This is a genomic window from Flavobacterium sp., from assembly GCF_044339515.1.
Classification (GTDB): Bacteria; Bacteroidota; Bacteroidia; order Flavobacteriales; family Flavobacteriaceae; genus Flavobacterium.
Window position 1 is genome coordinate 16,821 of sequence record NZ_JBIIVK010000016.1, and the last position, 24,868, is coordinate 41,688.

The following is a 24,868-nucleotide window of genomic DNA, read 5'->3' on the forward strand; positions in this document are numbered from 1 at the left end:
AATGAAAATAATTGATAAATACATATTAAAGCGATATTTAGTGACATTCACTGTCATGCTTTTGTTATTTATACCGATTGGAATTGTTATCGATGTGGCCGAAAAAATCAATAAAATTTTAGAGAGCAAAGTACCATTTTCTGCTGTAGCTATCTATTATTTAGACTTTACAATTTATTTTGCCAACTTACTATTTCCCATCTTTTTGTTTCTGTCAGTTATTTGGTTCACTTCAAAATTGGCAAATAATACGGAGATAATAGCTATTTTAAGTTCCGGAATTTCATTTACCCGATTTTTACGACCTTATATAATTGGAGCAACCATTGTTTCTATTTTTGCATTGTTAATGGGATTCTTTCTTGTGCCCAAAGCCAGCAAAGGATTCAATGATTTTCGCTATACCTATTTAAAAAATAATAAAGAAATCAGGCAAAATTCTAATGTCTTTCGTCAAATTAGCGATGATGAATTTCTGTATGTCAGTAATTTTAATTCAGTTTCTAAAACAGCATTTAATTTTACTTTAGAAAAGTTTAAAGGTGAAAAACTCGACTACAAAATTACAGCCAATCGGTTGAAATGGAACGAGAAAGATAGTACTTATACCATGTTCAATTACCAAAAAAGAAAAGTTGGGCCGTTAGGTGATGTTTTAGAAAAAGCAGAAAAAAAAGATACTGTTTTTAATTTTGACTTAGAGGATTTAACTCCTGTAATTTATATTGCAGAAACGCTAACACTGCCGGATTTAGTTCGATTTATCGATAAAGAGAAAGCAAGAGGAAATGCAAACATAAATACTTACTTGGTTGTTTTGTATAGAAAATACAGTTTGCCCGTTGCAGCATTTATTTTAACAATTATTGCTGTTTCGGTATCTTCCATGAAACGCAGAGGCGGAATGGGTGTTAACTTAGCCATTGGAATTGTAATTGCTTTCACCTATATTTTCTTTGATAAAATTTTCGGAACAATGGCCGAAAAGTCCAGCATTCCACCCTTGGTTGCGGTTTGGTTCCCAAACATAGTTTTTGGTATATTAGCAATTTATTTGCTTAGAAATGCAAAACGATAACCTCAAAAGTTATTTACACCTTCATTTAATTGTCTTCATTTGGGGATTCACTGCTATTTTGGGTGAATTAATTTCGCTCGATGCCTTACCGTTGGTTTGGTTTAGAATGCTAATGGCCGTTGGATTTATCGTTCTTTTTATGCTTTATAAAAAAACAGATATTACAATTCCACGTAAAACAATCATGGTTTTTTTGTTATTAGGATTAGTGATAGCACTTCATTGGCTAACTTTTTTTAAAGCAATTAAAGTTTCTAATGTTTCTGTGACGTTGGCATGTTTGTCGACAGGTGCTTTTTTTGCCTCTTTTTTAGAACCAATTCTTTATAAGAGAAAAGTCATTTGGTATGAAGTTTTTTTTGGATTACTTGTCGTAGTTGGACTTTATATCATCTTTAATTTTGAAGGAGATTATTATTTAGGAATTATTTTAGCATTAACGTCTGCATTTTTATCAGCACTTTTTTCTGTGGTTAATGGAAAGTATGCGAAAATGTATGATTCAACGGTGATTTCGTTTTATGAACTTTCGGGAGGTGTTCTTTGTTTTTCGATTTATCTTTTATTGACAAATAGTTTTTCAAAAGAGTTCTTCATTCTTCGACCTTCAGACTGGATTTACCTGATTATTTTGAGCTCAATTTGTACTGCTTATGCATTTATAGCATCGGTAAAAGTGATGAAATTTATCAGTCCTTATACTGTAATGTTAACCATCAATCTTGAACCTATTTACGGTATAATCTTAGCTTTACTTCTATTTAAAGACAAAGAAAAAATGAGCCCGGAGTTCTATTTGGGTGCATTGATAATTCTTTTTACGGTTGTTTTGAATGGAATTATTAAATACAGATTAAAAAACAGACGGGATTAATTTTTTGCTATTTTTTTATAACTTAACATTAAAAATAGCTTTTCTTAACAAGATAAAATTCTATCTTTGCTATTCAAACTAAACTAAAATCTGTCGAAACCTATGGAATATTTAGATTTTGAACTTCCTATCAAAGAGTTAGAAGATCAATTGGACAAATGCCAAATTATCGGTGAAGAATCGAACGTGGATGTTACCGCAACGTGCAAACAAATTGAGAAAAAATTAGAAGAAACAAAGAAAAAAATATACAAAAATTTATCTGCTTGGCAACGTGTGCAATTGTCGCGTCATCCAAGTCGTCCATACACAATGGATCACGTGAGAGCTTTGTGCGGCGGAACTTTTTTAGAGCTTTTTGGCGATAGAAATTTTAAAGACGACAAAGCCATGATTGGCGGATTGGGAAAAATTGGTGGTCAGTCGTTTATGATTGTAGGTCAGCAAAAAGGGTTTAATACCAAAACACGTCAGTTTAGAAATTTCGGAATGGCTAATCCGGAAGGATACAGAAAAGCTCTTCGTTTGATGAAAATGGCCGAAAAATTCGGAATTCCGGTTGTTACTTTAATCGATACTCCAGGTGCTTATCCCGGTTTAGAAGCTGAAGAACGTGGTCAAGGTGAAGCCATTGCCAGAAATATTTTTGAAATGCTTCGTTTAAAAACACCAATCATTACCGTTATTGTTGGTGAAGGTGCTTCCGGTGGAGCATTGGGAATTGGGGTAGGAGACAAAGTTTATATGTTAGAAAATACTTGGTACTCTGTAATTTCACCTGAGTCTTGTTCTTCCATTTTATGGAGAAGTTGGGAATACAAAGAACAAGCGGCAGAAGCTTTAAAATTGACTTCTTATGATATGAAAAAACAGAAGTTAATTGATGAAATTATTCCTGAACCACTAGGAGGAGCTCATTACGACAGAGAAACAACTTTTAAAACAGTTGAACAATATATTATCAAAGGATATAATGAACTGAAAGATTTATCAACAACTGAGTTAGTAGCTCAAAGGATGGATAAATACAGTAAAATGGGCGAGTTCAAAGAATAATTCTTACATTATTATGCTAAAATCCGAAGCCCTGAAACTTCGGATTTTTTTTTGGTTTTCAACAATAAAAATAAGTTGTTAACATCGTTTTACTAACAACTACTTCAGGTATTTTTTTATATTATAGTTACTTTAGCCTAATGGAAAATTTACGAAATATTAACCCGATTAAAGTAGATAAAACTACGATAATAAACTTAGAAAAAGGAAAGCTACCTCCGCAGGCTCTTGACTTAGAAGAAGCCGTGTTGGGAGCGATGATGATTGACAAAAAAGGGGTTGATGAAGTAATTGATATTCTTCAACCGGATGCCTTTTATAAAGATGCTCACAAATATATTTTTGAAGCAATTGTGCAATTGTTTACGGATACCCAACCAATTGACTTATTAACCGTTTCAGCACAATTAAAAAAGAATGCCAAATTGGATTTGGTTGGAGGTGATTTTTACTTAATTCAATTGACACAAAAGATATCTTCATCGGCTCACATTGAATTTCACTCCAGAATCATTTTACAAAAATTTATTCAACGAAGTTTGATCAAAATATCTTCCGAAATTATCGAAGAATCGTATGATGAAACCACCGATGTTTTTGATTTATTAGACAAAGCCGAGTCCAAATTATACGAAGTAACGCAAGGAAACATCAAACGAAGTTCAGAAACTGCCCAAAGTTTGGTTATCCAGGCCAAAAAAAGAATCGAAGAAATTGCCAATAAAGAAGGTTTAAGCGGTGTGGCTACCGGTTTTGATAAATTGGATAAAGTTACGTCCGGTTGGCAACCGAGTGATTTAATCATTATTGCCGCTCGTCCTGGTATGGGGAAAACGGCATTCGTACTTTCAATGGCTCGAAATATGGCCATCGATTTCAATCAACCTGTGGCAGTATTCTCGTTGGAGATGTCCTCTGTTCAGTTAATTACGCGTTTAATTTCGTCAGAGACCGGATTGTCTTCCGAAAAATTAAGAACAGGAAAACTAGAAAAACACGAGTGGGAACAATTGAGTGTAAAAGTAAAAAATCTCGAAAAAGCACCACTTTTTATTGATGATACACCATCACTTTCCATTTTCGATTTACGTGCAAAAGCGAGACGTTTGTCATCCCAACACGGAATTAAATTAATCATTGTCGATTACCTTCAATTGATGACTGCTGGCGGTGGCGGAAAAGGTGGAGGAAATCGTGAACAGGAAATTTCAACTATTTCAAGAAACTTAAAAGCATTAGCCAAAGAATTAAGCGTTCCGGTGATTGCATTATCGCAGCTTTCTCGTGCGGTTGAAACGCGTGGTTCCAGCAAAAGACCTTTGCTTTCCGATCTTCGTGAATCGGGTGCAATTGAGCAAGATGCCGATATTGTATCGTTTATTTACCGTCCGGAATATTATAAAATTGATGAATGGGATGACGATGAGCGTTCCCCAACCGAAGGACAAGCCGAATTTATCATCGCAAAACACCGAAACGGAAGTTTAGAAAATATACGACTGAAATTCATCGGAAACTTGGGTAAATTTGATAATTTGGATGATTTTTCATCTGGTTTCGGCGATTTACCTTCACGAATGAACGCCGAAGATACTACATTCATTACTAAAAATCTTCCTTCTGCCAACGAAGCTTTTGGAAGTAATATGAATGCGGAAGATGACGATTCGGATGTACCTTTTTAATAGTCAAATTTTATCATGTAAGTCATATAAGGATATCAGTTTATTAATTGACTTATATGGTTTTTAATTTTATCATTTTCTTCACACAAAATCGTTTATCTTTGACTTAAGAACTTTTTTGCCAACTAAAAAATTTGCAAATTTTGAAAAGGACGATTTTTTACTTATTTATATTTTTCATTTCCTTAACGGTAAAAGCCAATTTCATTCTTTTACCGATGGATGAAAGCACGCAACAAAATCACTTAAAAGCTTATGGAATTACGTATTGGGCTTTAGAAAATGATTACAAAGCCAGTTGGTTACTCAATTACCGTGGTGGTTCGTTTTTATTGCCCGATGCTCCTGAAATCAGAAAAGAATGCCAGATTCGAGGGGTTTCTTTTGAACTTTTATCAGAAGGTCAAGCCAATCAAATTTTGGAAGAAATCAGTAGTCCGTCACAAAATATGGAATCGGTTGTTTTGGAAAAAGCTCCAAAAATTGCAGTTTACACACCAAAAGGAAAACAACCTTGGGATGATGCGGTGACATTAGTTTTAACGTATGCAGAAATTCCATTTAAAGCGGTGTATGATGAAGAAGTGTTATCCGATCAATTGCTTTTGTATGATTGGTTGCACTTGCATCATGAAGACTTTTCCGGTCAATATGGAAAGTTTTTTGGAGCTTATCGAAATGCACCTTGGTATATCGAACAGAAAAAAGAAGCCGAAGCTTTGGCCGCAAAATTGGGCTATTCAAAAGTGTCAGAATCTAAATTGGCGGTAGCCAAAAAAATTCGTGACTTCGTAATCGGTGGCGGATTTATGTTTGCGATGTGTTCAGCAACCGATAGTTTTGATATTGCACTTTCTGCGGAAGGGATTGATATTTGCGAACCGATGTTTGATGGAGACGAAAGCGAACCTAATTATCAATCCAAAATAGATTATTCCAGAACATTTGCTTTTCGAGATTTTATTTTAGAAAGAAGCCCAACGGTTTATGAGTTTTCAGATATTGATATGACCACAAAAAGACGAATTCCGATGGAAAAAGATTATTTCACGTTAATGGAATATTCTGCCAAATGGGATCCAATTCCAACTATGCTTTGCCAAAATCACACCATGTTAGTGAAAGGTTTTATGGGACAAACTACCTCTTTTGATAGTGAATTAGTAAAATCGAACGTTTTAGTAATGGGACAAAATCAGTATAACAGCGAAGCTCGATACATTCACGGAACCAAAGGAAAAGGCATGTTTACTTATTTCGGCGGTCACGATCCGGAAGATTATCAACATTTAGTAGGCGATGCTCCAACCGTTTTAGATTTACATCCAAATTCTCCCGGTTATAGATTAATTTTAAATAACGTTTTATTTCCGGCGGCGAAGAAAAAGAAACAGAAAACGTAATATATTTATGACTTAGATAATTTTTTACTTATAACTCAGTATTTGTTTTTAATTACTTATCTGATTCAATAAGTTTTAACTGATATCGAACATAATGAATACTTTTTAGAGGCTTAGCGTTTTTAAGAGCGGGTTCAAATTTTAATTTAACCATACTTTCCTTGACTTGTTCATCTAACCACATATTGTCAGCAGCAGCAAACTTTATTTCTGTTACTATTCCTTTTTCATCTACAAATAAAGAGTAACCATATGATAAAATGTGGTCATCGCCATAATCTTTAAATAATGAAGTTTCAGCCTTAAAATTTTTTGCTATTTCTTTTTCATTCAGTGGTATAGGTTCATTATCAGGTAATGTGTAATCTTCATACTCTTCGTAACAATTTGCACATAGCCTTGACACTATAATTGTATTTACTTTTGGATTTACAAATTTTGGGAACTCTTTAATTGAAACAGGCTTACCATTCTTGTAATCAATTTCTTGTTTTAAGTTACCATTTTCGTAAAAACTTCTTGTAATTCCGTGTTCTTTACCATTTTCCATTTCTTGATAAAGAGCAAGAATTCCATTAGTGTAAGTTTTTTGCTTACCGTGTCTTTGATAGTTTTTATACTCTTGCTCGTTTCTGTCAATTTTATCTCCGAACATCGAGTATTCAAAAACATATAAACCAGTTCCATCAGTTAGTGTTTGCATTCCTTTTTCATTCCAGTGATTTATTAACCTGAAATTGCCATTCACAAATTCTGCTTCAACTTTTCTACTTCCATCTTTGTAAAATTCTAGCCATTGACCTTCACGTTCATAAGCTGATTTGTATGTTCCGGCTTTTGCAAGTTGTCCGTTTTCGTACCATTCTTTATATTCTCCAAATCTTTCATCTTTATTTAGTCGTTTCGTTTCAAGTTTTTCAGGGTTTCCATTGTCATAATACCACTTGGAAATTGCTAAATTTTTCGTTGAAACAATTATAACCTCATATTTGAGTTTACCATTAGCATAATATTCTTTGCGTTCACCAGTTTGTTCTCCATTTGCATATTCTATTATTTCTTTTGGATTACCATTTTCAAAAAGAGACTTGAATTCTCCATTAATTAAACCGTTTTCAAGGTGAAATTCTTCTTTAATTTTTTTACTTTCATAGAAGGTTTTGCAAAGCCCAGTAAAAGTCATATCAAACTCTTTTCCATATTCGTCCACACATATTTCATTTGGATTTTTACGGATGTAATTTTCAATCAAAGACATCGTCTTTTCATTCATTTTATAGTAATTGTCATCGAGTAAAGATATTTCATCAAGTCTATCATAAAGTTCACTATCAAACAAATCACTTTCTTGTGCTTTGTCCATTAGTTTTTTATTTTTTTGGTAGATTTTATCTGCTTTTTTGACCAAATTTGCCATTTCAACATCTCCAATATGTTCCAGTCCTTTAATTATCGTTGGAACGTACTTAGCATATCCGTTGTAGTAGAATTGTACGAATCCACCATTTGTAACTTGAGCATCAAGATACCACCAATAATAAAGTGCTTTTTGTCCATAAGATAAAGATTTACCACGTTCAATTTCGTGTTCTTTATCATTAACAAATTTCGATATTGGTTCAAGTACAAACCAGCCAAAATCAAATCCACTTAATATATAAAATTCGCCCTTATTAAGTTTAGGGCGAAAATGTTCACTTTTGTCAAATTTCCAATAAGGGTCATTTTCATTATTGGCTTTGTAACCAAATAAATTTAATAGGTTCATAATTATTATTGATATGGCAATTATTCTTTTCATTCGTGATGTGGTGCAGTATTAAGGCAAATTATCAGACTAACTCAAATTCTCCTCATTCTCTTTATCCAAATATTCCTGAACAATTCCAATTGCATTCGTAACTACATCGCTTAAAGCGGTGATAAACGTTCCGTCATCCGCAATATTAATGGCGTGTTTGATGGCTTCAATTTCTTTCGGAATAATTTCGTACGTCACCGGACGATTCGCTTTTTGAATTCCTTCCAAAATTAAATCGATAATTTCCTGTTCTGTTCTGCCACGCAAGTGTTTTTCCTGACGAATGATGATATGGTCAAACATTCTTCCGGCTATTTCAGCACAATCCCGAATGTCTTCGTCTCTACGGTCACCCACTCCGGCTATGATTCCTATTTTTCGTGAGGCTTCAATATTACTTAACAAATCTTCAATGGCCATGTATCCTGCCGGATTATGAGCAAAATCAATCATCACTTTGAATCGTTTAAATTCAAAAATATTCATTCTTCCCGGCGTTTGTGCTACACTCGGAATGAAGGTTTGCAATGAAAGGCTGATGTCGTCGGTTTTGAATCCATACAAATAACTCGCTAAAGTGGCAGCCAATACATTTTGAATCATAAACTTGGCTTTTCCGCCCAAAGTCAATGGAATGTGGAGTGCTTTTTCGACTCTAATTTTCCAATCGCCTTTTTTGATGGTAATGTATCCATTTTCATAAACGGCAACAATTTTTCCTTCTTTGCTCAGTTTTTTCACGAATGGATTCTCCTCATCCATAGAAAAATAGGCAATATTGCAATTCAAATCATTGGCAATTTTTAAACATTGCTCGTCTTCTGCATTTAAAATGGCCCAACCGTCTTTTTTTACACTTCTAACTACAACGCTTTTTACACGTGCTAAATCATCCAAAGTATCAATGTCGCTTAACCCCAAATGATCTTCTCTAATATTGGTAATGATGGCAATATCACAGCGGCTAAAACCTAATCCTGCTCTTAAAATTCCACCTCTGGCGGTTTCTAATACAGCAAATTCAACCGTAGGGTCTTTTAAAATGTATTCCGCACTAATTGGTCCGGTGGTATCGCCTTTTTCCAACATGTGGTTTTGGATATAAATACCGTCAGAAGTTGTGAAACCAACTTTATAGCCATTATTTTTAACAATATGAGCCAACAGTCGGGTAGTGGTCGTTTTTCCGTTTGTTCCCGTTACCGCAATTATCGGGATTCTACTGGGTTTTCCTGGAGGATAAAGCATATCAATTACGGGAGCAGCCACATTTCTGGGTAATCCTTCCGAAGGAGCTAAGTGCATTCTAAATCCGGGAGCGGCATTTACTTCCAAAATTACACCACCATTTTCTTTTAAAGGTTGGGTTAAATTTTCTGCCATGATATCGATTCCACATACATCTAAACCAATAACTCGCGAAATTCGTTCTGCCAAAAAGATGTTTTCAGGATGCATCATATCGGTTACATCTACAGAAGTTCCTCCCGTACTTAAATTTGCTGTTGATTTTAAGTAAACGGTTTCTCCATTATTAGGAATTGTTTCTAATGAATAGCCCAATTTTTCTAATAAATCCGTCGTGTCTCTATCAACTGTAATTTCGGTAAGTACATTTTCATGTCCGTAACCTCTTCTAGGATCTTGATTGGTGATGTTGATTAATTCTTGAATAGTATGTTTGCCGTCACCAATAACATGAGCCGGAACTCTTTTAGCAGCTGCGACTAATTTATTATCAATCACTAATACTCTAAAATCAAAACCGGTGATAAATTTTTCAACAATCACACGGCGACTGTATCGTTGAGCATGAGCTAAACCTTCAACTGCATCTTTCCAAGTAACAACGTTTATCGAGGCTCCTTTTCCATGATTACCATCCAAAGGTTTAATTACAATGGGGTAACCAATTTTTTTGATAGTGAGTTCCAAATCCTCTTCGTCCACGCAAATCGAACCACTGGCAACCGGAATAGAAGCCATGTCTAACATGCGTTTGGTTTCTTCTTTATTACAGGCAATATCCACAGCAATATTACTGGTTTTGCAAGTAATGGTTGCTTGAAAACGCATTTGATTTACACCGTAACCCAATTGTACTAAAGAGTTGGTTCCGAGTCTAATCCAAGGAATATCACGTGCAACAGCTTCTTCAACGATACTTCCCGTAGAAGGTCCCAATCGAACGCGTTCCCTAATTTCCCGCATTTTTTTTATGTCAGCTTCCAAATCATAAGCTGTTCCTGCAATCAAAGCTTCAGCAATTTTGACTGAACTTTCGGCAGCAAACATACCCACATTTTCTTCTGTATAACTGAAAACCACATTATACACTCCTGGCGTTTTGGTTTCTCTTGTTCGTCCGAATCCGGTTTCCATGCCGGCAAGGGTTTGAATTTCTAAGGCAATATGTTCAATGACATGACCCATCCAAGTGCCGCGTTCTATTCGCATAAAAAATCCGCCTCGCACTCCTTCAGAACAGCGATGTTCTATCATGGTAGGAAACATAGCTTCGAGGCGTTCTCTAAAACCATCAATTTTATTGGTCGGAAATTGTTCCATTTCTTCCAAATCCAATCGCATTTGGATTAATTTTTTTCGTTGAACACTCCAAATGTTTGGTCCGCGTAGAGCTTGTACTTTTAATATTTTCATAAACTTAAATTGAAAGAAAGGTTAGTTTAGTTTTTGTGTAATGATTTTGTTAAAAATAAGAAATATTTGTTTTACTAAAATATTTTTTTTGTTGCTTTTGTTAAAATTTATTTGAAATGTAATGAAAAATGAATTTTTGAATTGATTTTCAGTGAGATGATGCTCTGTTTTTTATGAATAAAAAGCAATTCATTTCTGTCAAATTCTTAAAAAACCATGAGTTAGTTTTAAGATTTTGTTATTTTTGTGGCATGAATGGCAGAGGAAAATTAATTATTATTGGTGGAGCTGTTGATAAAGGCAGTTTTACAGAGGCTAGTTTTGATCAAGACGTTTCAAAAAATATGAATTTCTTTGAAACCGGAATTTTAAAACGAATCATCGACGAATCGAAATTTAAAGATAAATCAAGGATTGAAGTCATAACCACCGCTTCAAAAATCCCAAGAGAAGTTGGTCCTGAGTATGTTAGAGCCTTTCAATATTTGAACTCTTCGAATGTTGACGTCTTGCACATTGAGCGACGCGAGCAAGCTTCTGAGGTTGACGTTATCGAACGATTGAAAGCAGCTGATGTAGTAATGTTTACCGGTGGCGATCAACTTCGCCTTTCCTCAATTCTAGGTGGAACCAAATTTCATGATATTTTATTGGAAAAATACAAGAATGATCATTTTATTTATGCAGGGACTTCCGCAGGAGCAGCTGCAGCATCTAATAACATGATTTACCAAGGGAGTAGTAGTGAGGCTTTATTGAAAGGCGAAGTAAAAATCACTTCCGGATTGGGCTTGATTGATGATGTGGTTATTGATACACATTTTGTTCAACGCGGTAGAATCGGACGTTTATTTCAAGCGGTCGTTGGTAATCCGAAAGTATTAGGAATTGGTTTAGGTGAAGATACCGGACTTTTGATTACAAACAATACCAAAATGGAAGCAATCGGTTCCGGATTGGTTATTTTGGTGGATGGAAAAGAGATTAAAGACACCAATTTAACACAAGTAGAATTGGGTCAGCCGGTTTCTATTAATCATTTGGTTACACATGTCATGAGCATGGGGGATACCTTTGATTTGAGTACGTTTAAAATGCATATTCATTCTTCGCAATATATTTAAGAAGATAAAAGTTGATAAGTGAAAGGGAATTGGTATTTCCTTTCAACTATCACCTTTTACCCATACCATAAAAAAATGAAAATAATTATTCACGGCGGATTTTTCTCTGAATCATCAACTAATCTTGAAACTAAAATTGCAAAACAAGAGGCCTTGTTGAGAATTGTAAAGGATTCTTATGAGTACCTTAAATCACATACCGCTTTAGAAACAGTTGTTTACGCTGTTTCTTTATTGGAAGATGATGAATTATTCAATGCAGGAATAGGTTCACAAATTCAAAGCGACGGAAAAATAAGAATGAGTGCTGCATTAATGGATGGAACTTCCATGAAAATGAGCGGTGTGATTAATATTGAAGAAGTTAAAAATCCCATTCAAGTTGCAGAAGTTTTAATGACTGTTGATGATCGAATTTTGGGAGGAAGTGGAGCAACAAATTTTGCCAGAAAACATGGTTTTGAAGCTTTTTCAACCGAAATTCCACAACGAAAAGCGGAATATGAAGCCAAATTGAAATCAACCGGTACAGGAACGGTAGGCTGTGTAGCTTTAGATTCAAAAGGAAAAATTGCTGTAGCAACTTCCACAGGCGGAAAAGGATTTGAAATTCCTGGACGCATATCGGATTCTGCCACGGTTGCCGGAAATTATGCCAATGAATTTTGTGGCGTAAGTCTAACCGGAGTGGGAGAAGACATTGTGAGTGGGGCAGTGGCAACCAAAATTGTTACTCGTGTGACAGATGGATTTTCGTTGGAAGAAGCGTTTGAAAAGACTTTCAATGAACTCAAACCTTTTGACGGTTTTGCCGGAGCAATTGCGATTGATTGTAAAGGAAACATGTATCACCAAGATTCACATCCAACAATGGTTTTTGCCAGTTTTGATGGGGAAAATGAAGTGGTTTTTAAATAATAACATTATTAAAAATAAATGAAAAATACCTACTTGTAGGGATGTTTTGGTATCATTCTTTCTACTAGCTTTGTCGTAGTTAATTAGTTAATTTTTTAGCTATAACCGTGTTAGTAGTTTTTGGAAATTTAGTTGAAAGTCCCTGTAGTAGGGACTTTCGCTTTTTAGAATGGTTTAAAAATCATATTTTCGTTCCACAGCAAACCGAATTAAATCTGTTTTTCCGTGAATGTTCATTTTTTTGATAATGTTTTTTCGGTGCGTATCAACCGTCGTTTTTCCAATGAATAAGATTTCGGCTATTTCTTGTGAAGTTTTGCCTTCGCCGATGAGTTGCAGAATTTCTTTTTCGCGTTTGCTTAAAATTATTTCCTCTTTGGTTAACGAATCGTGCGTTGTAATCGCATCATCAAAATAAATTCCACCTTTAGCTACAGTTCTGATGGCTTCCAAAACTTTTTTTAGTGATGAATTTTTTAGAATATATCCTTTTGCCCCGACTGATTGCATTTGATTAATGGCTTCCGTTTGTTCAAACATACTAAAGCCAATGACTTTGGTGTTTGGGTAATTTTCCATAATTGATTTTGTGGCACAAATTCCGTCACATTTTGGCATTCGAATATCAGTTAACACGATATCCGGACGTTTTTTTCGAACTATTTCTATCAATTCTTCGCCATCATTGGCTTCCCCAACTACTTCGATATCAGGCTCGTATTCAATCATAAGTTTGATACCGTCTATTAACGCTTGATGATCTTCTGCAATTACAATTCGTATCATAATGGAATATCGATTATGATGGTAGTTCCTTTGTCTTTGATGGTGTCAATCGAAAAAGTTCCGCCCATTTGTTCTACTTTCTTTTCAATGTTTTTAAGCCCCATTCCATCGCTTGATTTTATCTCTTTTGGATCAAAACCCACGCCGTTGTCTTCAATAATCAGGTTAATATCTGTACCGTTATGTTGTGTCAAATAGATATTTACCTCACTGGCTTTGGCGTGTTTGATAATGTTAGTGCATAATTCTTGAATCATTCGAAAAAGACTTATTTCTAATTTATTGTCTAATCTTTCCTTTAAACCAAAAGGAATGACATTCATTTCCAAAAGGTTTAACACACTCATTTTATCAGCCATTTTTTTTACAGCGGGTACCAAACCTTCATTTCCAATAATGCCTGAATTTTTAAAGTGAGCCATATCACGCACTTTTTGATAGGCTTCTTCAATTAAATTATCTGTTTTTTCATAAAGTTTATTTTCTTCCACTATTAAACCTTCTTTTTGACGTTTTAAATTTTGGAAGTTTAATTTCAATGTTGCCAACATACTCCCCAAATTGTCGTGAAGCTCATTGGCTAATTTTATTCGTTCACTTTCTTGACTTTCCAACATGAGATCAATGCTCTGAAGTTCATGCTCTTTTAAAGTAGTGGCTAATTTTTGTTTTTCAAGTAATTTTTCTTGCTCTGCGATTTTTTGTTTCTTTTTGGCATTTTTAATGGTCAATAAAGCGATTACAATGATTGAAATTAAAAGACCAACTAGAACAAAAAGGATTAAAAGGTTGATTTTTCGTTTGCTTTCTAATAAACTGTTTTGATTTTTTAGAGCTTTATTTTCAAGTTCTTTTTCCTTTGTTTCGTATAAAATTTGTAATTCAGAGACTTTGATGTCTTGTAATTCTGCGTTTATTGTATCTTGTAGAGTTTTGTATTCATAAATATGATCCAATGCTTTTTCATAATCACCTAAAGCTTCATAGTTGAAAGATAGAAATTTTTGGATGAGACTTTTTGTTTTAGCTCTATATTTTTTAATATCTATTTGATTGGCTTTATTTAAAAATTCAATAGCTTTTTTATATTCTCCCTTGTAGTAGTATGCACCGGCAATATTTATATAATTTGTGCAAACTTCCTCTGCATCATCTTTTTTGATAGATACATCTAGATTTTTATTGTAAAAATATAAGGCAGAATCAGGTTGTGATAGTTTCTCAGTGTATAATACTCCAAGATTGTTGTTTATTGTTGAATATGTTATTTCATTAAAAGATTTTCTGTTGTGTTCCAGTGCTTTTTTGAAATATTTTTTACTTTCCTCAGGATTATCATCAATAAGCAAAGAGGCCCAACTTTCATAGCCTTTTGCAATTAAATCATCTTTACCCATTTCTTTTGCAAATGCTATATATTCTTTAATAAGATCTTTAGCATTTTCGAAATTGTGTTTTTGAGTACTAAATAAATATGCTATCTCGAGTGTAACTTCCATCGCTTGCTCTTTTTGACCTGCGGCAAGATAAATGTTTTTTGATTTTGTGTAAAACTCAAATGATTTTCCGTTTTGGTTTTCATTACTGTAAGCTTTTGCAATATAGTTGTAAACTTTTGCAAGTTCAGATTTATCCTTAGTAGATTTAAATTGGGTTAAATATTTTATAGCACTATAATTTCTACCTTCAGCAAGTAAACTGTCAACTTTTTGATAACTAGTTGATTGTGAAAAAACAAACCCACTCGATATAAAATATGTAAAGAGTAGGTAAGTAAATTTTATTTTTTTTAAAATCATTATTTTTTTATTATGCTCATCCCTAATGTTCTCGGTCTACCACTGACTATAGGATTTTCTTTAGGATAGTCCTCTGAAATGAAATTACTTTTAATTTTTGCCCTTCCATAATATTCAAAAACATTACCCTTAATTTCTCTAATATTTGCAGGAGAAAGTTGATTATCATGCACTAACAAAAACAAAATATCAGGTTTTTTTAAATCAATTACTTCATCCCGATAATCGGTATTTAAATTTCCAGCATCTACTTCTGGTTTCATGATTATGCTAATTTTTTCATGATATTCAGTTACTTCTTCGAATTGATTTTCACCATAATTTATATTGGTCAATATCACATTTAAGTAAATATCGTCCTTGAGTTTAGTGGTTAAGTCATAATGTTTATAGACATAGTTATTATCATTATCTTCAGGGATACCTAATTCTAGCGTTAAGATTTTTTTTATCCCATTATAAAATCCAATTGCTGTATAACGTACATCTTCCATAGTTATTAGTTTTAAAGTTAAACACTTCAAAATTCGATAGTAATTTACAAAAAAAAATCCCTACAAATAGGGATTTTTAGGTTTTCATTATTTTTTTAAATAAATCTTAATGAGAAATAATAATAGTATGAAGAAAATAAAGCCCAAAAGCACTTTAAAACTTCCTTTGTAATGCAATTTATGTAGCGATAAATCTTTTCGATACACATAAATCATTACCGCGATAAAGCATACCACAAAGAAACCTGCAAAGATCATCTGACCGGTTGAAAACATAACTTTAATTTTTCAACAAAAATAGTTAATTGTTTTTGAATAGCTCTTTCGAACCACATTCAAAAAACAGTTATTTTTATCAAAATAAATTGGATAATATGCAAAAACAAATTTTAGCCGTTAAAGAGTTTCACACGGCATTCGGATTAGGTTTTAAGGAAGAACCTTCAATAAATTTAGGCGAAAGCAAAAATTTACTTCGTTTTAATTTGATGAAAGAAGAAAACGAAGAATATTTAGAAGCTGCAATGAATAATGACATTGTTGAAGTTGCCGATGCGTTAGGCGATATGCTTTATATTTTGTGCGGGACCATTATAGAACATGGTTTGCAACACAAAATCGAAGAAGTGTTTGACGAAATTCAACGCAGCAATATGAGCAAATTAGGCGAAAACGGAAAACCAATTTATCGTGAAGACGGAAAAGTTTTAAAAGGTCCAAATTACTTTAAACCAAATTTTGAAGCCATTCTAAAATAAAAAATCAGTTGTCGGTTTCTTTAACAGATAACCGACAATTGATAACAGAAAACTAAACTTTTACCGTCCAGCCAAAAGTATCTTCTGCTAGTTTATATTGAATATTAGTCAATTTTTCTTTTAATTGTGAAGCATACGAATTTTCCATTTTAGGTAATTCATAATAATTATCCTGATATGAAAATCCAACAATTGGGTTTACTACTGCCGCGGTTCCGGCACCAAAGATTTCTTTTAGCGAACCATCCTTAGCTGCTTCAATTATTTCTGAAACTAAAACAGAACGTACTTCTACTTCAATTCCGTCGCGTCTTGCGATATCAATTAGACTCTTTCGAGTTACACCATCCAAAATTCGTTCACCGGTTGGTGCTGTATACAAAGTGTCGTTAATTCTAAAGAAAACATTCATCGTTCCGGCTTCTTCCAATTTGGTATGTGTCGCATCGTCAGTCCAAATAATTTGCTGAAAACCTCTTTCATTTGCCAATTTGGTTGGATAGAATTGTGCCGAATAATTTCCGGCGGCTTTGGCTGCACCAATTCCTCCGTTTGCAGCTCTACTATAATGTTCGGCAATAATTACTTTTACTTCACCTGAATAATATGAACGAGCCGGCGAAAGAATAATCATAAAACGATATTGCGTCGATGGTTGAGCAATTACTCCTGACCCAATCGCTATCATGAAAGGTCTGATATACAAAGTATTACCTTTTCCTTTTTTCACCCATTCCCGTTCTAAATCTAAAATAGCTTTTAAACCGCCAATAAAAATATCTTCGGTTACTTCCGGCATAGCTAAACGTTTGGCAGAATGGTTAAAACGGTTAAAATTTTCATCAGGTCTAAACATCCAAACATCATCTTTTTCATCTTTATAGGCTTTCATGCCTTCAAAAATCGCCTGACCATAATGAAATACTTTTGCCGAAGGATCAATCATAAACGGTTCATACGGTTTGATAATCGGTTTTTGCCAAGCTCCTTCTTTAAAATCGCAAATCAACATGTGATCGGTAAAAACATTTCCAAATGTTAGGTTTTCAAAATCTACACTGCTGATTTTTGAAGTTGAAGCTTTAACTATATCGATTTCGTTAATAAGATTTGAACTCATTTAAATATGATTTTAATATACAAAATAAAATTAATTAATTGATAAACAACGGTTTACGTTAAAAATGAATTAAAATGTAAAAAGAGGTTTATGATTTGGCTAAAATATAAAAAAAACTATAGTTTTTTGATAGTTTTACAAAAACATCACAAATTCAAACTACTTTTTTAAATTTCTTTAAACTGAATATAAATTATTGAGTTTTTAGCATTTTGAATTAAAATTTATTGGAAATTTAATTCGAAAAGGATTAAACTACTTATTTTTGTAGTTCAAATAAGTAAAGTCTAAAATTAATATAATGAGAAAAACGATTTTAATGGCTATTGCAGTTTTTACAATGATAGCCTGTAAAAAAGAGGAAACGAAAGAAATAGCAGTAGTTCAAACCGAGAATTTCAAATCATTTGGTGATTCAATTACCGCTGAAGGTGTAATTTCGAAGGAAGAACTTTTAGCGAAGTTTGAAACTTTAAAAGAAGGTGATACTGTTGAAGTAAAATTCCGCTCAGAAATAAAAGATGTTTGCCAAAAGAAAGGTTGCTGGATGAACATGAGTTTAAATGAAGATAAAAATACTTTTGTTCGTTTTAAAGATTACAGCTTTTTTATGCCATTGAATGCAGCCGGTAGCGAAGCAATTGTAAACGGAAAAGCTTTCATTTCTGTTGAAACTGTAGAAGAATTAAAACATTATGCCAAAGATGCAGGAAAATCGCAAGAAGCGATTGATTCAATTACAGAACCAAAAGTTTCCTATTCTTTTTTATCTGATGGCGTATTAATCAAAGAATAATGAAAAAAATTTTGATTATAGGATATTCGGTTTTATTCTTTATTAGTTGCCAAAATAAAAATGAATCTTCGAAAGAAAAAAAAGTTGATTCTACAGCCACGACAGAGAAAAAATCGTTCGAAATGTATGAGCTTTCCGAAATGGCATTGCTTATGGAACAAATGTATGTGGACAATCAGCGACTAAAAGAACGCATTGAAAAAGGTGAACCAGTGGGAGAATTTCCGTCTCACTTTGCCAAGATTCACCAAGCAATCATGACAGATCCTTCAGAAAATGATGCTTTTTTTAAAGAAAACGCTCAAGTTTTTTTAACTGCTCAAGAAATGATTTACAAAGAACCCGAAAAGGCAAAAGAACATTATTCAAACGCTATTCAAGCTTGCATTTCATGTCATGAAGTGAAGTGTTCTGGACCAATTCCGAGAATCAAAAAATTACAACTCAAACCTTAAAATTTGAAAAGAGAAATTATTATCACTTCCGATGGTTCTACTTCCATCCATTTGCCTGAGTGGGAGGAGAGTTATCATTCGAAACACGGAGCCATTCAGGAAGCTCAACACGTATTCATCAAAAACGGATTATCACTTTGCAAAGGGCAATCCGTTTCTGTTTTAGAGATTGGTTTTGGAACAGGTTTGAATGCGTTTATTACTTTTTTAGAAAGTCAAAAAAACAAACAGAAGATTGATTATGTTGGTGTAGAAGGCTTTCCGATTTCACCTGAAGAAATAGTGCAAATGAATTATGTTAATCAACTTAATGCAAATCAATTTGAATCAGAATTTAAAACAATACATGCTTCAGATTGGGAGGAAAATGTAACAATTTCCGATACCTTTCGACTAACTAAACGAAAGCAATTATTCAACGACATCAACGATAAAAATCAATTTGATATTATCTATTTTGATGCTTTTGGGTATCGCGTTCAACCGGAATTGTGGAGCGTAGAAATTTTTACCAAAATGTTTGAAGCATTAAAAGAAGGTGGAATTTTAGTTACCTATGCTTGTCGCGGACCGATTAAAAATGCGATGAAAGAAGCGGGTTTTAAAATAGAAAAGTTGGCCGGACCACCGGGGAAGAGGGAAATGTTGAGAGGGTGGAAGTAGTTTTAATTGTTTAAAAGTTTAAAAGAGATATATGTACAAAGTCACAGATTACACTATTTACGGTGAAGAAATGCAATATGTTGAAATAAATTTAAGTCCGTCAGAGTCTGTTGTGGCCGAAGCTGGTGGCTTTATGATGATGGAAGACGGTATCCGGATGAAAACCATTTTTGGTGATGGAAGCGATGCGGGCGGAATTATGAACAAACTGTTTTCGGCAGGTAAACGATTGCTCACAGGCGAAAGTTTGTTCATGACATTATTTGAAAATAGTTATCCAAGTCAACGAAAAATATCTTTTGCTTCACCTTATCCCGGAAAGATTTTAGCAATTGATTTGAATTCCGTAGGCGGAAAATTCATTTGTCAAAAAGATGCTTTTTTATGTGCGAACCAAGGGGTGAAAATCGGAATAGAATTTTCCAGAAAGTTAGGACGCGGTTTGTTTGGCGGCGAAGGTTTTATCATGCAAAAATTAGAGGGTAGCGGAATGGCATTCATTCATGCCGGTGGAACCATGGCAAAAATTGAGTTACAACCCGGCGAAATGATTAAAGTAGATACTGGTTGCGTGGTTGGTTTTACGCAAACAGTGGATTATGATGTACAACTTGTAGGAGGAATACGAAATACAATTTTTGGAGGGGAAGGATTATTCTTTGCCACTTTAAAAGGTCCGGGAACGGTTTATATTCAATCGTTACCATTCAGTCGATTAGCAGGTAGAATATGGGCTGCCGCTCCACAAGGAGGTGGAAAACAGAAAGGTGAAGGAAGTATTTTAGGTGGTTTAGGAAATCTTTTAGATGGCGATAATCGTTAAATTTTAGCCAATTGGGATGTTAAAAATTTAGTAGATATTTTTATTTTTAGTAAATTTACCAAACGTTCTTTAAAACCAAATTCTACATAAAAATCAAAAAAATGACAAGACCGATGTTTGCTTATACTAAGAAAATCTTAGAAAGCGTAAGTTTTGATCCTACACTTTTTAGTAAAGAACTCGTGAAAGCAATGAAACAATTATTGCCTTATGAAATTGAACAACTGAAAGATTGGTTGTTGAACTTTACTAAAGAAAAACCAGAACTAAAGAATTGTTTAATTTATGTTAATCTATAAAAACTAAAGGAGCCTAAATAGCTCCTTTTTTATTTTATTTCTTTTGAATCGGACTAATTATTTGTATATCCTGAAAAGCAATCGCTCCCCGAACTACGCCGCTAATTACATTGCGTAAGGCATCAATAATGTGAATTTTTAATTCGTTTTTAGGATAAATTAAGCTCACTTCTCTCGCCGGTTTCGGGTCTTTAAATTGGCGAAGTTTGGATTTGTCTTTTTCTTTTAAATCCAATGTATGTAAATAGGGCAGAAGTGTAGTTCCTAATCCTTCATCGGCCAATTTTATTAAGGTTTCAAAGCTACCACTTTCTATGTGAAAATTAAATTTGTCAGAGTTTCCTGGATTGTTTTTGCATAAGTTTAAAATACCATCTCGAAAACAATGACCGTCTTGCAGTAACAGAATTTCATCTAAATTCAAATCGGAAACTTCTATTTCTTTTTTATCAAACACTGAATGACCTTCCGGAATATAAGCTACAAACGGTTCGTAGAATAAGACGATCTCTTTTATTTTTTCTTCTTCTAATGGTGTGGCAGCAATGGCGGCATCCAAATGACCGTTTTTTAACTTCACAATGATTTCATCAGTGTTTAATTCCTCAATAATTAAGTTAACTTTCGGGTATTTTTTGATGAAATTATTCAAAAACATTGGTAATAGAGTGGGCATAACGGTTGGAATAATCCCCAACCTGAATTCGCCACCAATAAAGCCTTTTTGCTGATCTACAATGTCCTGAATGCGATTGGCTTCGTTAACGATGTTTTTGGATTGGTTAACGATTTTTAAACCGATTTCTGTCAATTGAATCGGTTTTTTTGTTCTGTCAAATATTTGAATGCCAAGTTCTTCCTCAATTTTTTGAATTTGCATGCTCAACGTTGGTTGGGTAACAAAGCATTTTTCTGCGGCCAGCGTGAAATTTTTATGTTCTGCAACAGCTAAAACATATTGAAGTTGTGTAATTGTCATCTTTATAGTAAATTTTGATGCAAAGATAAAAACTATCAATTTTAGTTATACCATTAATCGTGATTTTTTTGTATATTTATGATATATTAATCAACAATATAACACAATGAAAACGAATAGTTTAGGGTTAGATTTAAAGAAAACGGAAGTTTTAGCAGCAGAATTAAATATTTTACTTGCCAATTTTCAAGTTTATTATCAAAACTTACGTGGATTACATTGGAACATTCGAGGAAAACGGTTTTTTGACTTACATGTAAAATTTGAAGAGTTGTATAACGACAGCCAATTGAAAATTGATATGATAGCTGAGCGTATATTAACATTAGGAGGAAGACCATTGCACACTTTTGAAGATTATATCAAAAACAATAAATTATTTGTTGGAAAAGATATTTCCAATGATGAGGAAGCAGTTAACTTAATTGTCAACTCATTAACGCAGTTATTAAAAATCGAAAGAGTTATCTTAAAACAGTCGGATGAAGCCTTAGATGAAGGAACCAACTCGATGATGAGTGATTTTATTAAGGAACAAGAAAAGACGATTTGGATGATGAAGGCATGGTTGGAAGAAGAAATTTAGTTAAATTTTTTTTAAATTATAAGTTTTTTTTAACAATTGAATTTGTTAAAAGGTATATTTGTCACAATGAAGACAGCGGTTTACATAATGATTTTTCTATTTGTTTCATTTTTATCTTTACCAACTATTCTAGGTTTGATTGATAATAATGAAACAGATATATCAATGGTTTACAACATGTCTGAAGAAGAAGAAGCACAGAAAACTTATAATATTAAAGAAGCTTTAAAGACAAGTAAACAAGTTTTTCTAATTTGCTTTGAACTACCTTTTAAGAGAAAAATTGTTTTAGAAAATCACATTCAGTTCGATTCAGTTTTTGAAGAAATCTTCTCTCCTCCTCCTGAATTATTATAATGAATTGTTATCCGCTAACTCGCGGAGAAAAAAACTATTTGTTTCCATTCATTATATTTTAAGGTCAATGACAAAAAAAAATAATCTTTTAGGTCATCTAAAGTCTGATTTTGCGTCTGGTTTAGTTGTATTTTTAGTAGCACTTCCATTGTGTTTAGGAATTGCTTTGGCATCCGGTGCTCCACTTTTTTCCGGAATTATTTCGGGTGTAATCGGAGGAATTATCGTCGGATTTTTAAGTAAGTCACACATTAGTGTTACAGGACCTGCTGCCGGTTTAACCGCAATTGTATTAACCGCAATCACTGATTTGGGAGCTTATGAAGTTTTCTTAACAGCTGTAATTATAGCAGGACTTTTACAGCTTTTTTTAGGGTTTTTAAAAGCAGGAAGTATTTCTAATTACTTTCCAACCAATGTAATCGAAGGTATGCTTGCCGGCATTGGTATAATTATTTTTCTTAAACAAATTCCACACGCAGTTGGTTATGATAAAGTGGCAGAAGGAGATACTTCATTTTTTGAAAAAAGTGGGTCCAACATGTTTGAAACAATTGTGGATGCGTTTAATTACATCAATTATGGTTCAATTATCATCACATTAGTTGCATTAGCCATTTTAATTTTATGGGATAAAGTTCCATTTTTAAAAAATTTAAAATTAGTTCCGGCGGCGTTAATCGCAGTATTTTCAGGAATAATCATCAACGAAATTTTTATTAGAACAGGAAGTACTCTTCAAGTTTCAAAGGATCATTTAGTTTCACTGCCTACACCTTCTTCTTTGGAGGAATTTAAAGCTATGTTTGTGTTGCCTGATATTTCATTGGAAGTTATTAGCAATAGTAATGTTTGGATAACAGGTGCGACGATTGCCGTTGTCGCCTCAATTGAAACGTTACTTTGCATTGAGGCATCTGATCGAATGGACCCTTACAAAAGATATACTGATACTAATGTTGAATTAAAAGCACAAGGTATTGGCAATTTATTAAGCGGTTTAATTGGTGGTTTACCAATGACTTCTGTAGTAGTTAGATCATCAGCAAATGCCAATGCAGGTGCCAGAACTAAATCCTCTACTATAATTCACGGTACATTATTATTGATAAGTGTATTAACAATCGCTCATTTATTAAATAAAATTCCTCTCGCTACACTGGCAGCAATTTTACTTTTAATCGGCTACAGATTAGCTAAACCTTCTCATTTTAAGCACTTTATAGAAAAAGGAAAATACCAATACATACCATTTATAGCAACAGTTTTAGCGGTAGTTTTTTTAGATTTGTTATGGGGAGTTGGAATAGGGATGGTTCTTAGTATCATTTTTGTTTTAATTGGAAATTTTAAAAGAGCATATTCATTTAAAAAAGAAGCTTATCATGATGGAGATGTAATACATATTGATCTTGCACAAGAAGTTTCTTTTTTAAACAAAGCCGCCATAAAAAATACGTTGAATAATATACCTGAAAAATCTAAAGTAGTGATAGATGCCTCCGATACTGTCTACATTGCACATGATGTATTGGATTTGATTGAAGAATTTAAAAGAATAAGAGCCGTTGATGATGAAATTGAAGTTAAATTGGTTGGTTTTAAAAAGGCTTATAATTTGGATTATACGGAGGAGGGTCAACACGTTTCTTTAAAAAAAGAGTAATAATCTAACAAATAAAAAAATAAATAAAAATGAGTGAATTTTATAAAAAAATACTAGAAAACAATAAACAATGGGTTGAAAATAAACTAAAATTAGATCCAAACTTTTTTGAAGGATTATCAAAAGGACAAAGTCCACCCTTATTATGGATTGGATGTTCCGATAGCCGTGTTCCGGCAAATGAAATCATTGGTGCAGCTCCTGGTGAAGTTTTTGTTCATAGAAATATTGCCAATATGGTGATTCATAGCGATATGAACATGTTGAGTGTATTGGATTATGCAGTGAATGCTCTTAAAGTGAAACATGTTATCGTTTGCGGACATTATGGATGCGGTGGTGTTAAAGCGGCCATGGGAAATAGTTCTATCGGTGTAATTGATAATTGGATCAGACACATTAAAGATGTCTATCGTTTTCATCAATCTGAGTTAGATGCTATTGAAAATGAAGATAATCGTTTCAATAGATTTGTAGAATTAAATGTAAAGGAGCAAGTATACGATTTAGCTAAAACCTCTATCGTTCAATCGGCATGGAAATCAGGTCAAGAGTTAACAATTCACGGGTGGGTTTATGGTTTAAACTCCGGTTATGTAACCGATTTAGGTGTAAACTTCAAAAATAACGATGAGTTAGACGAAGTCTATCAGTTAAAATTCTAAAAGTAAGCCATCCTCGGATGGC

The 24,868-nt window shown here is 33.5% G+C and carries 24 protein-coding genes; 17 read left to right on the forward strand and 7 right to left on the reverse strand.

Features of this window, described 5'->3' with window-relative positions; genetic code table 11:
- Position 1: 1 nt before the first annotated feature.
- From ACIQ0M_RS06185 to ACIQ0M_RS06205, 5 genes are all read left to right on the forward strand, one after another.
- Positions 2-1,078, forward strand: a complete 1,077-nt coding sequence (locus tag ACIQ0M_RS06185; protein WP_396150807.1) for an LptF/LptG family permease — start codon at positions 2-4, stop codon at positions 1,076-1,078.
- Positions 1,065-1,952, forward strand: a complete 888-nt coding sequence (locus ACIQ0M_RS06190; protein WP_396150809.1) for a DMT family transporter — start codon at positions 1,065-1,067, stop codon at positions 1,950-1,952. Before ACIQ0M_RS06185 ends, ACIQ0M_RS06190 begins: the two co-directional genes overlap by 14 nt.
- Before the next feature lie 102 nt (positions 1,953-2,054).
- Positions 2,055-3,008, forward strand: a complete 954-nt coding sequence (locus ACIQ0M_RS06195) for an acetyl-CoA carboxylase carboxyltransferase subunit alpha (protein ID WP_396150811.1) — start codon at positions 2,055-2,057, stop codon at positions 3,006-3,008.
- Positions 3,009-3,148: 140 nt separating this feature from the next.
- A complete protein-coding gene (gene dnaB / locus ACIQ0M_RS06200; protein ID WP_396150813.1) occupies positions 3,149-4,693 on the forward strand; it encodes a replicative DNA helicase in 1,545 nt (514 codons plus the stop codon).
- Positions 4,694-4,911: 218 nt separating this feature from the next.
- Entirely contained in the window at positions 4,912-6,096 is a 1,185-nt protein-coding gene (locus ACIQ0M_RS06205) for an asparagine synthetase B (RefSeq protein ID WP_396150884.1), read from the forward strand.
- A 52-nt stretch (positions 6,097-6,148) separates the two neighbouring features.
- Here the strand turns inward: ACIQ0M_RS06205 and ACIQ0M_RS06210 are convergent, their stop codons facing one another.
- Together ACIQ0M_RS06210 and cphA are read right to left on the reverse strand one after the other, a co-directional pair.
- A complete protein-coding gene (locus ACIQ0M_RS06210; RefSeq protein WP_396150814.1) occupies positions 6,149-7,897 on the reverse strand; it encodes a DUF4375 domain-containing protein in 1,749 nt (582 codons plus the stop codon).
- Positions 7,898-7,933: 36 nt separating this feature from the next.
- On the reverse strand, positions 7,934-10,558 hold the full coding sequence (gene cphA, locus ACIQ0M_RS06215) for a cyanophycin synthetase (protein WP_396150816.1): 2,625 nt from the start codon (positions 10,556-10,558) through the stop codon (positions 7,934-7,936).
- A gap of 251 nt (positions 10,559-10,809) precedes the next feature.
- Here cphA and ACIQ0M_RS06220 point away from each other — a divergent pair, with 251 nt between their 5' ends.
- Both ACIQ0M_RS06220 and ACIQ0M_RS06225 read left to right on the forward strand, forming a co-directional pair.
- Positions 10,810-11,682 (forward strand): cyanophycinase, encoded by an 873-nt coding sequence (locus tag ACIQ0M_RS06220; protein ID WP_396150886.1) that lies wholly within the window; start codon positions 10,810-10,812, stop codon positions 11,680-11,682.
- A 75-nt stretch (positions 11,683-11,757) separates the two neighbouring features.
- Positions 11,758-12,600 carry an isoaspartyl peptidase/L-asparaginase gene (locus ACIQ0M_RS06225; RefSeq protein ID WP_396150817.1) on the forward strand — a complete coding sequence of 281 codons (843 nt, stop codon included), beginning with the start codon at positions 11,758-11,760 and terminating at the stop codon, positions 12,598-12,600.
- Positions 12,601-12,774: 174 nt separating this feature from the next.
- Here ACIQ0M_RS06225 and ACIQ0M_RS06230 read toward each other — a convergent pair whose 3' ends face one another.
- Genes ACIQ0M_RS06230 through ACIQ0M_RS06240 form a run of 3 tightly spaced genes read right to left on the reverse strand, consistent with a single transcriptional unit; the run spans position 12,775 to position 15,679 of the window.
- The gene (locus ACIQ0M_RS06230; protein ID WP_396150819.1) at positions 12,775-13,386 is read right to left on the reverse strand and encodes a response regulator; all 612 of its coding nucleotides are present in this window, start codon (positions 13,384-13,386) and stop codon (positions 12,775-12,777) included.
- Entirely contained in the window at positions 13,383-15,185 is a 1,803-nt protein-coding gene (locus tag ACIQ0M_RS06235) for a tetratricopeptide repeat protein (protein WP_396150821.1), read from the reverse strand. Before ACIQ0M_RS06235 ends, ACIQ0M_RS06230 begins: the two co-directional genes overlap by 4 nt.
- The gene (locus ACIQ0M_RS06240; RefSeq protein ID WP_396150823.1) at positions 15,185-15,679 is read right to left on the reverse strand and encodes a hypothetical protein; all 495 of its coding nucleotides are present in this window, start codon (positions 15,677-15,679) and stop codon (positions 15,185-15,187) included. The genes ACIQ0M_RS06235 and ACIQ0M_RS06240 overlap by 1 nt, the downstream gene beginning before the upstream one ends.
- 374 nt (positions 15,680-16,053) lie before the next feature.
- Between ACIQ0M_RS06240 and ACIQ0M_RS06245 the strand changes: the two genes are divergently transcribed.
- Positions 16,054-16,437: a hypothetical protein gene (locus ACIQ0M_RS06245; RefSeq protein WP_396150825.1), complete on the forward strand. Its 384-nt coding sequence runs from the start codon at positions 16,054-16,056 to the stop codon at positions 16,435-16,437.
- A gap of 52 nt (positions 16,438-16,489) precedes the next feature.
- Here ACIQ0M_RS06245 and ACIQ0M_RS06250 read toward each other — a convergent pair whose 3' ends face one another.
- Complete coding sequence (locus tag ACIQ0M_RS06250; protein ID WP_396150827.1) at positions 16,490-17,557, reverse strand: branched-chain amino acid aminotransferase; 1,068 nt, start codon at positions 17,555-17,557, stop codon at positions 16,490-16,492.
- A gap of 301 nt (positions 17,558-17,858) precedes the next feature.
- Here ACIQ0M_RS06250 and ACIQ0M_RS06255 point away from each other — a divergent pair, with 301 nt between their 5' ends.
- The 5 genes from ACIQ0M_RS06255 (at position 17,859) to ACIQ0M_RS06275 (ending at position 20,593) form a co-directional block, all read left to right on the forward strand.
- Entirely contained in the window at positions 17,859-18,353 is a 495-nt protein-coding gene (locus ACIQ0M_RS06255) for a DUF4920 domain-containing protein (protein ID WP_396150829.1), read from the forward strand.
- The gene (locus ACIQ0M_RS06260; protein WP_396150831.1) at positions 18,353-18,808 is read left to right on the forward strand and encodes a hypothetical protein; all 456 of its coding nucleotides are present in this window, start codon (positions 18,353-18,355) and stop codon (positions 18,806-18,808) included. The genes ACIQ0M_RS06255 and ACIQ0M_RS06260 overlap by 1 nt, the downstream gene beginning before the upstream one ends.
- Before the next feature lie 3 nt (positions 18,809-18,811).
- A complete protein-coding gene (gene mnmD / locus ACIQ0M_RS06265) occupies positions 18,812-19,471 on the forward strand; it encodes a tRNA (5-methylaminomethyl-2-thiouridine)(34)-methyltransferase MnmD (protein WP_396150833.1) in 660 nt (219 codons plus the stop codon).
- 31 nt (positions 19,472-19,502) lie between these two features.
- Positions 19,503-20,294 carry a TIGR00266 family protein gene (locus tag ACIQ0M_RS06270; protein ID WP_396150835.1) on the forward strand — a complete coding sequence of 264 codons (792 nt, stop codon included), beginning with the start codon at positions 19,503-19,505 and terminating at the stop codon, positions 20,292-20,294.
- A gap of 101 nt (positions 20,295-20,395) precedes the next feature.
- Complete coding sequence (locus ACIQ0M_RS06275; RefSeq protein WP_129464880.1) at positions 20,396-20,593, forward strand: hypothetical protein; 198 nt, start codon at positions 20,396-20,398, stop codon at positions 20,591-20,593.
- A 34-nt stretch (positions 20,594-20,627) separates the two neighbouring features.
- Here ACIQ0M_RS06275 and ACIQ0M_RS06280 read toward each other — a convergent pair whose 3' ends face one another.
- Positions 20,628-21,572, reverse strand: a complete 945-nt coding sequence (locus ACIQ0M_RS06280) for a LysR substrate-binding domain-containing protein (RefSeq protein ID WP_396150837.1) — start codon at positions 21,570-21,572, stop codon at positions 20,628-20,630.
- Between the two features lie 106 nt (positions 21,573-21,678).
- On the opposite strand from ACIQ0M_RS06280, the gene ACIQ0M_RS06285 reads away from it, so the two are divergent.
- From ACIQ0M_RS06285 to can, 4 genes are all read left to right on the forward strand, one after another.
- Entirely contained in the window at positions 21,679-22,158 is a 480-nt protein-coding gene (locus ACIQ0M_RS06285) for a Dps family protein (RefSeq protein WP_396150839.1), read from the forward strand.
- A 66-nt stretch (positions 22,159-22,224) separates the two neighbouring features.
- The gene (locus ACIQ0M_RS06290) at positions 22,225-22,515 is read left to right on the forward strand and encodes a hypothetical protein (protein WP_396150841.1); all 291 of its coding nucleotides are present in this window, start codon (positions 22,225-22,227) and stop codon (positions 22,513-22,515) included.
- A gap of 67 nt (positions 22,516-22,582) precedes the next feature.
- Complete coding sequence (locus ACIQ0M_RS06295; RefSeq protein ID WP_396150843.1) at positions 22,583-24,181, forward strand: SulP family inorganic anion transporter; 1,599 nt, start codon at positions 22,583-22,585, stop codon at positions 24,179-24,181.
- A 29-nt stretch (positions 24,182-24,210) separates the two neighbouring features.
- Positions 24,211-24,846, forward strand: coding sequence for a carbonate dehydratase (gene can, locus ACIQ0M_RS06300; protein WP_396150845.1), 636 nt, complete (start codon positions 24,211-24,213; stop codon positions 24,844-24,846).
- Positions 24,847-24,868: the final 22 nt, after the last annotated feature.

What these genes read in the sequence shown, in the direction of transcription:
- ACIQ0M_RS06230 (WP_396150819.1), bottom strand. Translation starts at nt 13,386, where the DNA reads ATGATACGAATTGTAATTGCAGAAGATCATCAAGCGTTAATAGACGGT.
- ACIQ0M_RS06185 (WP_396150807.1), top strand. Translation starts at nt 2, where the DNA reads ATGAAAATAATTGATAAATACATATTAAAGCGATATTTAGTGACATTC.
- ACIQ0M_RS06280 (WP_396150837.1), bottom strand. Translation starts at nt 21,572, where the DNA reads ATGACAATTACACAACTTCAATATGTTTTAGCTGTTGCAGAACATAAA.
- ACIQ0M_RS06295 (WP_396150843.1), top strand. Translation starts at nt 22,583, where the DNA reads ATGACAAAAAAAAATAATCTTTTAGGTCATCTAAAGTCTGATTTTGCG.
- ACIQ0M_RS06270 (WP_396150835.1), top strand. Translation starts at nt 19,503, where the DNA reads ATGTACAAAGTCACAGATTACACTATTTACGGTGAAGAAATGCAATAT.
- ACIQ0M_RS06290 (WP_396150841.1), top strand. Translation starts at nt 22,225, where the DNA reads ATGAAGACAGCGGTTTACATAATGATTTTTCTATTTGTTTCATTTTTA.
- ACIQ0M_RS06250 (WP_396150827.1), bottom strand. Translation starts at nt 17,557, where the DNA reads ATGAGTTCAAATCTTATTAACGAAATCGATATAGTTAAAGCTTCAACT.
- cphA (WP_396150816.1), bottom strand. Translation starts at nt 10,558, where the DNA reads ATGAAAATATTAAAAGTACAAGCTCTACGCGGACCAAACATTTGGAGT.
- ACIQ0M_RS06285 (WP_396150839.1), top strand. Translation starts at nt 21,679, where the DNA reads ATGAAAACGAATAGTTTAGGGTTAGATTTAAAGAAAACGGAAGTTTTA.
- ACIQ0M_RS06195 (WP_396150811.1), top strand. Translation starts at nt 2,055, where the DNA reads ATGGAATATTTAGATTTTGAACTTCCTATCAAAGAGTTAGAAGATCAA.
- can (WP_396150845.1), top strand. Translation starts at nt 24,211, where the DNA reads ATGAGTGAATTTTATAAAAAAATACTAGAAAACAATAAACAATGGGTT.
- ACIQ0M_RS06205 (WP_396150884.1), top strand. Translation starts at nt 4,912, where the DNA reads ATGGATGAAAGCACGCAACAAAATCACTTAAAAGCTTATGGAATTACG.
- ACIQ0M_RS06245 (WP_396150825.1), top strand. Translation starts at nt 16,054, where the DNA reads ATGCAAAAACAAATTTTAGCCGTTAAAGAGTTTCACACGGCATTCGGA.
- ACIQ0M_RS06225 (WP_396150817.1), top strand. Translation starts at nt 11,758, where the DNA reads ATGAAAATAATTATTCACGGCGGATTTTTCTCTGAATCATCAACTAAT.
- ACIQ0M_RS06235 (WP_396150821.1), bottom strand. Translation starts at nt 15,185, where the DNA reads ATGATTTTAAAAAAAATAAAATTTACTTACCTACTCTTTACATATTTT.
- ACIQ0M_RS06190 (WP_396150809.1), top strand. Translation starts at nt 1,065, where the DNA reads ATGCAAAACGATAACCTCAAAAGTTATTTACACCTTCATTTAATTGTC.
- ACIQ0M_RS06255 (WP_396150829.1), top strand. Translation starts at nt 17,859, where the DNA reads ATGAGAAAAACGATTTTAATGGCTATTGCAGTTTTTACAATGATAGCC.
- ACIQ0M_RS06275 (WP_129464880.1), top strand. Translation starts at nt 20,396, where the DNA reads ATGACAAGACCGATGTTTGCTTATACTAAGAAAATCTTAGAAAGCGTA.
- ACIQ0M_RS06260 (WP_396150831.1), top strand. Translation starts at nt 18,353, where the DNA reads ATGAAAAAAATTTTGATTATAGGATATTCGGTTTTATTCTTTATTAGT.
- ACIQ0M_RS06240 (WP_396150823.1), bottom strand. Translation starts at nt 15,679, where the DNA reads ATGGAAGATGTACGTTATACAGCAATTGGATTTTATAATGGGATAAAA.
- ACIQ0M_RS06220 (WP_396150886.1), top strand. Translation starts at nt 10,810, where the DNA reads ATGAATGGCAGAGGAAAATTAATTATTATTGGTGGAGCTGTTGATAAA.
- dnaB (WP_396150813.1), top strand. Translation starts at nt 3,149, where the DNA reads ATGGAAAATTTACGAAATATTAACCCGATTAAAGTAGATAAAACTACG.
- ACIQ0M_RS06210 (WP_396150814.1), bottom strand. Translation starts at nt 7,897, where the DNA reads ATGAAAAGAATAATTGCCATATCAATAATAATTATGAACCTATTAAAT.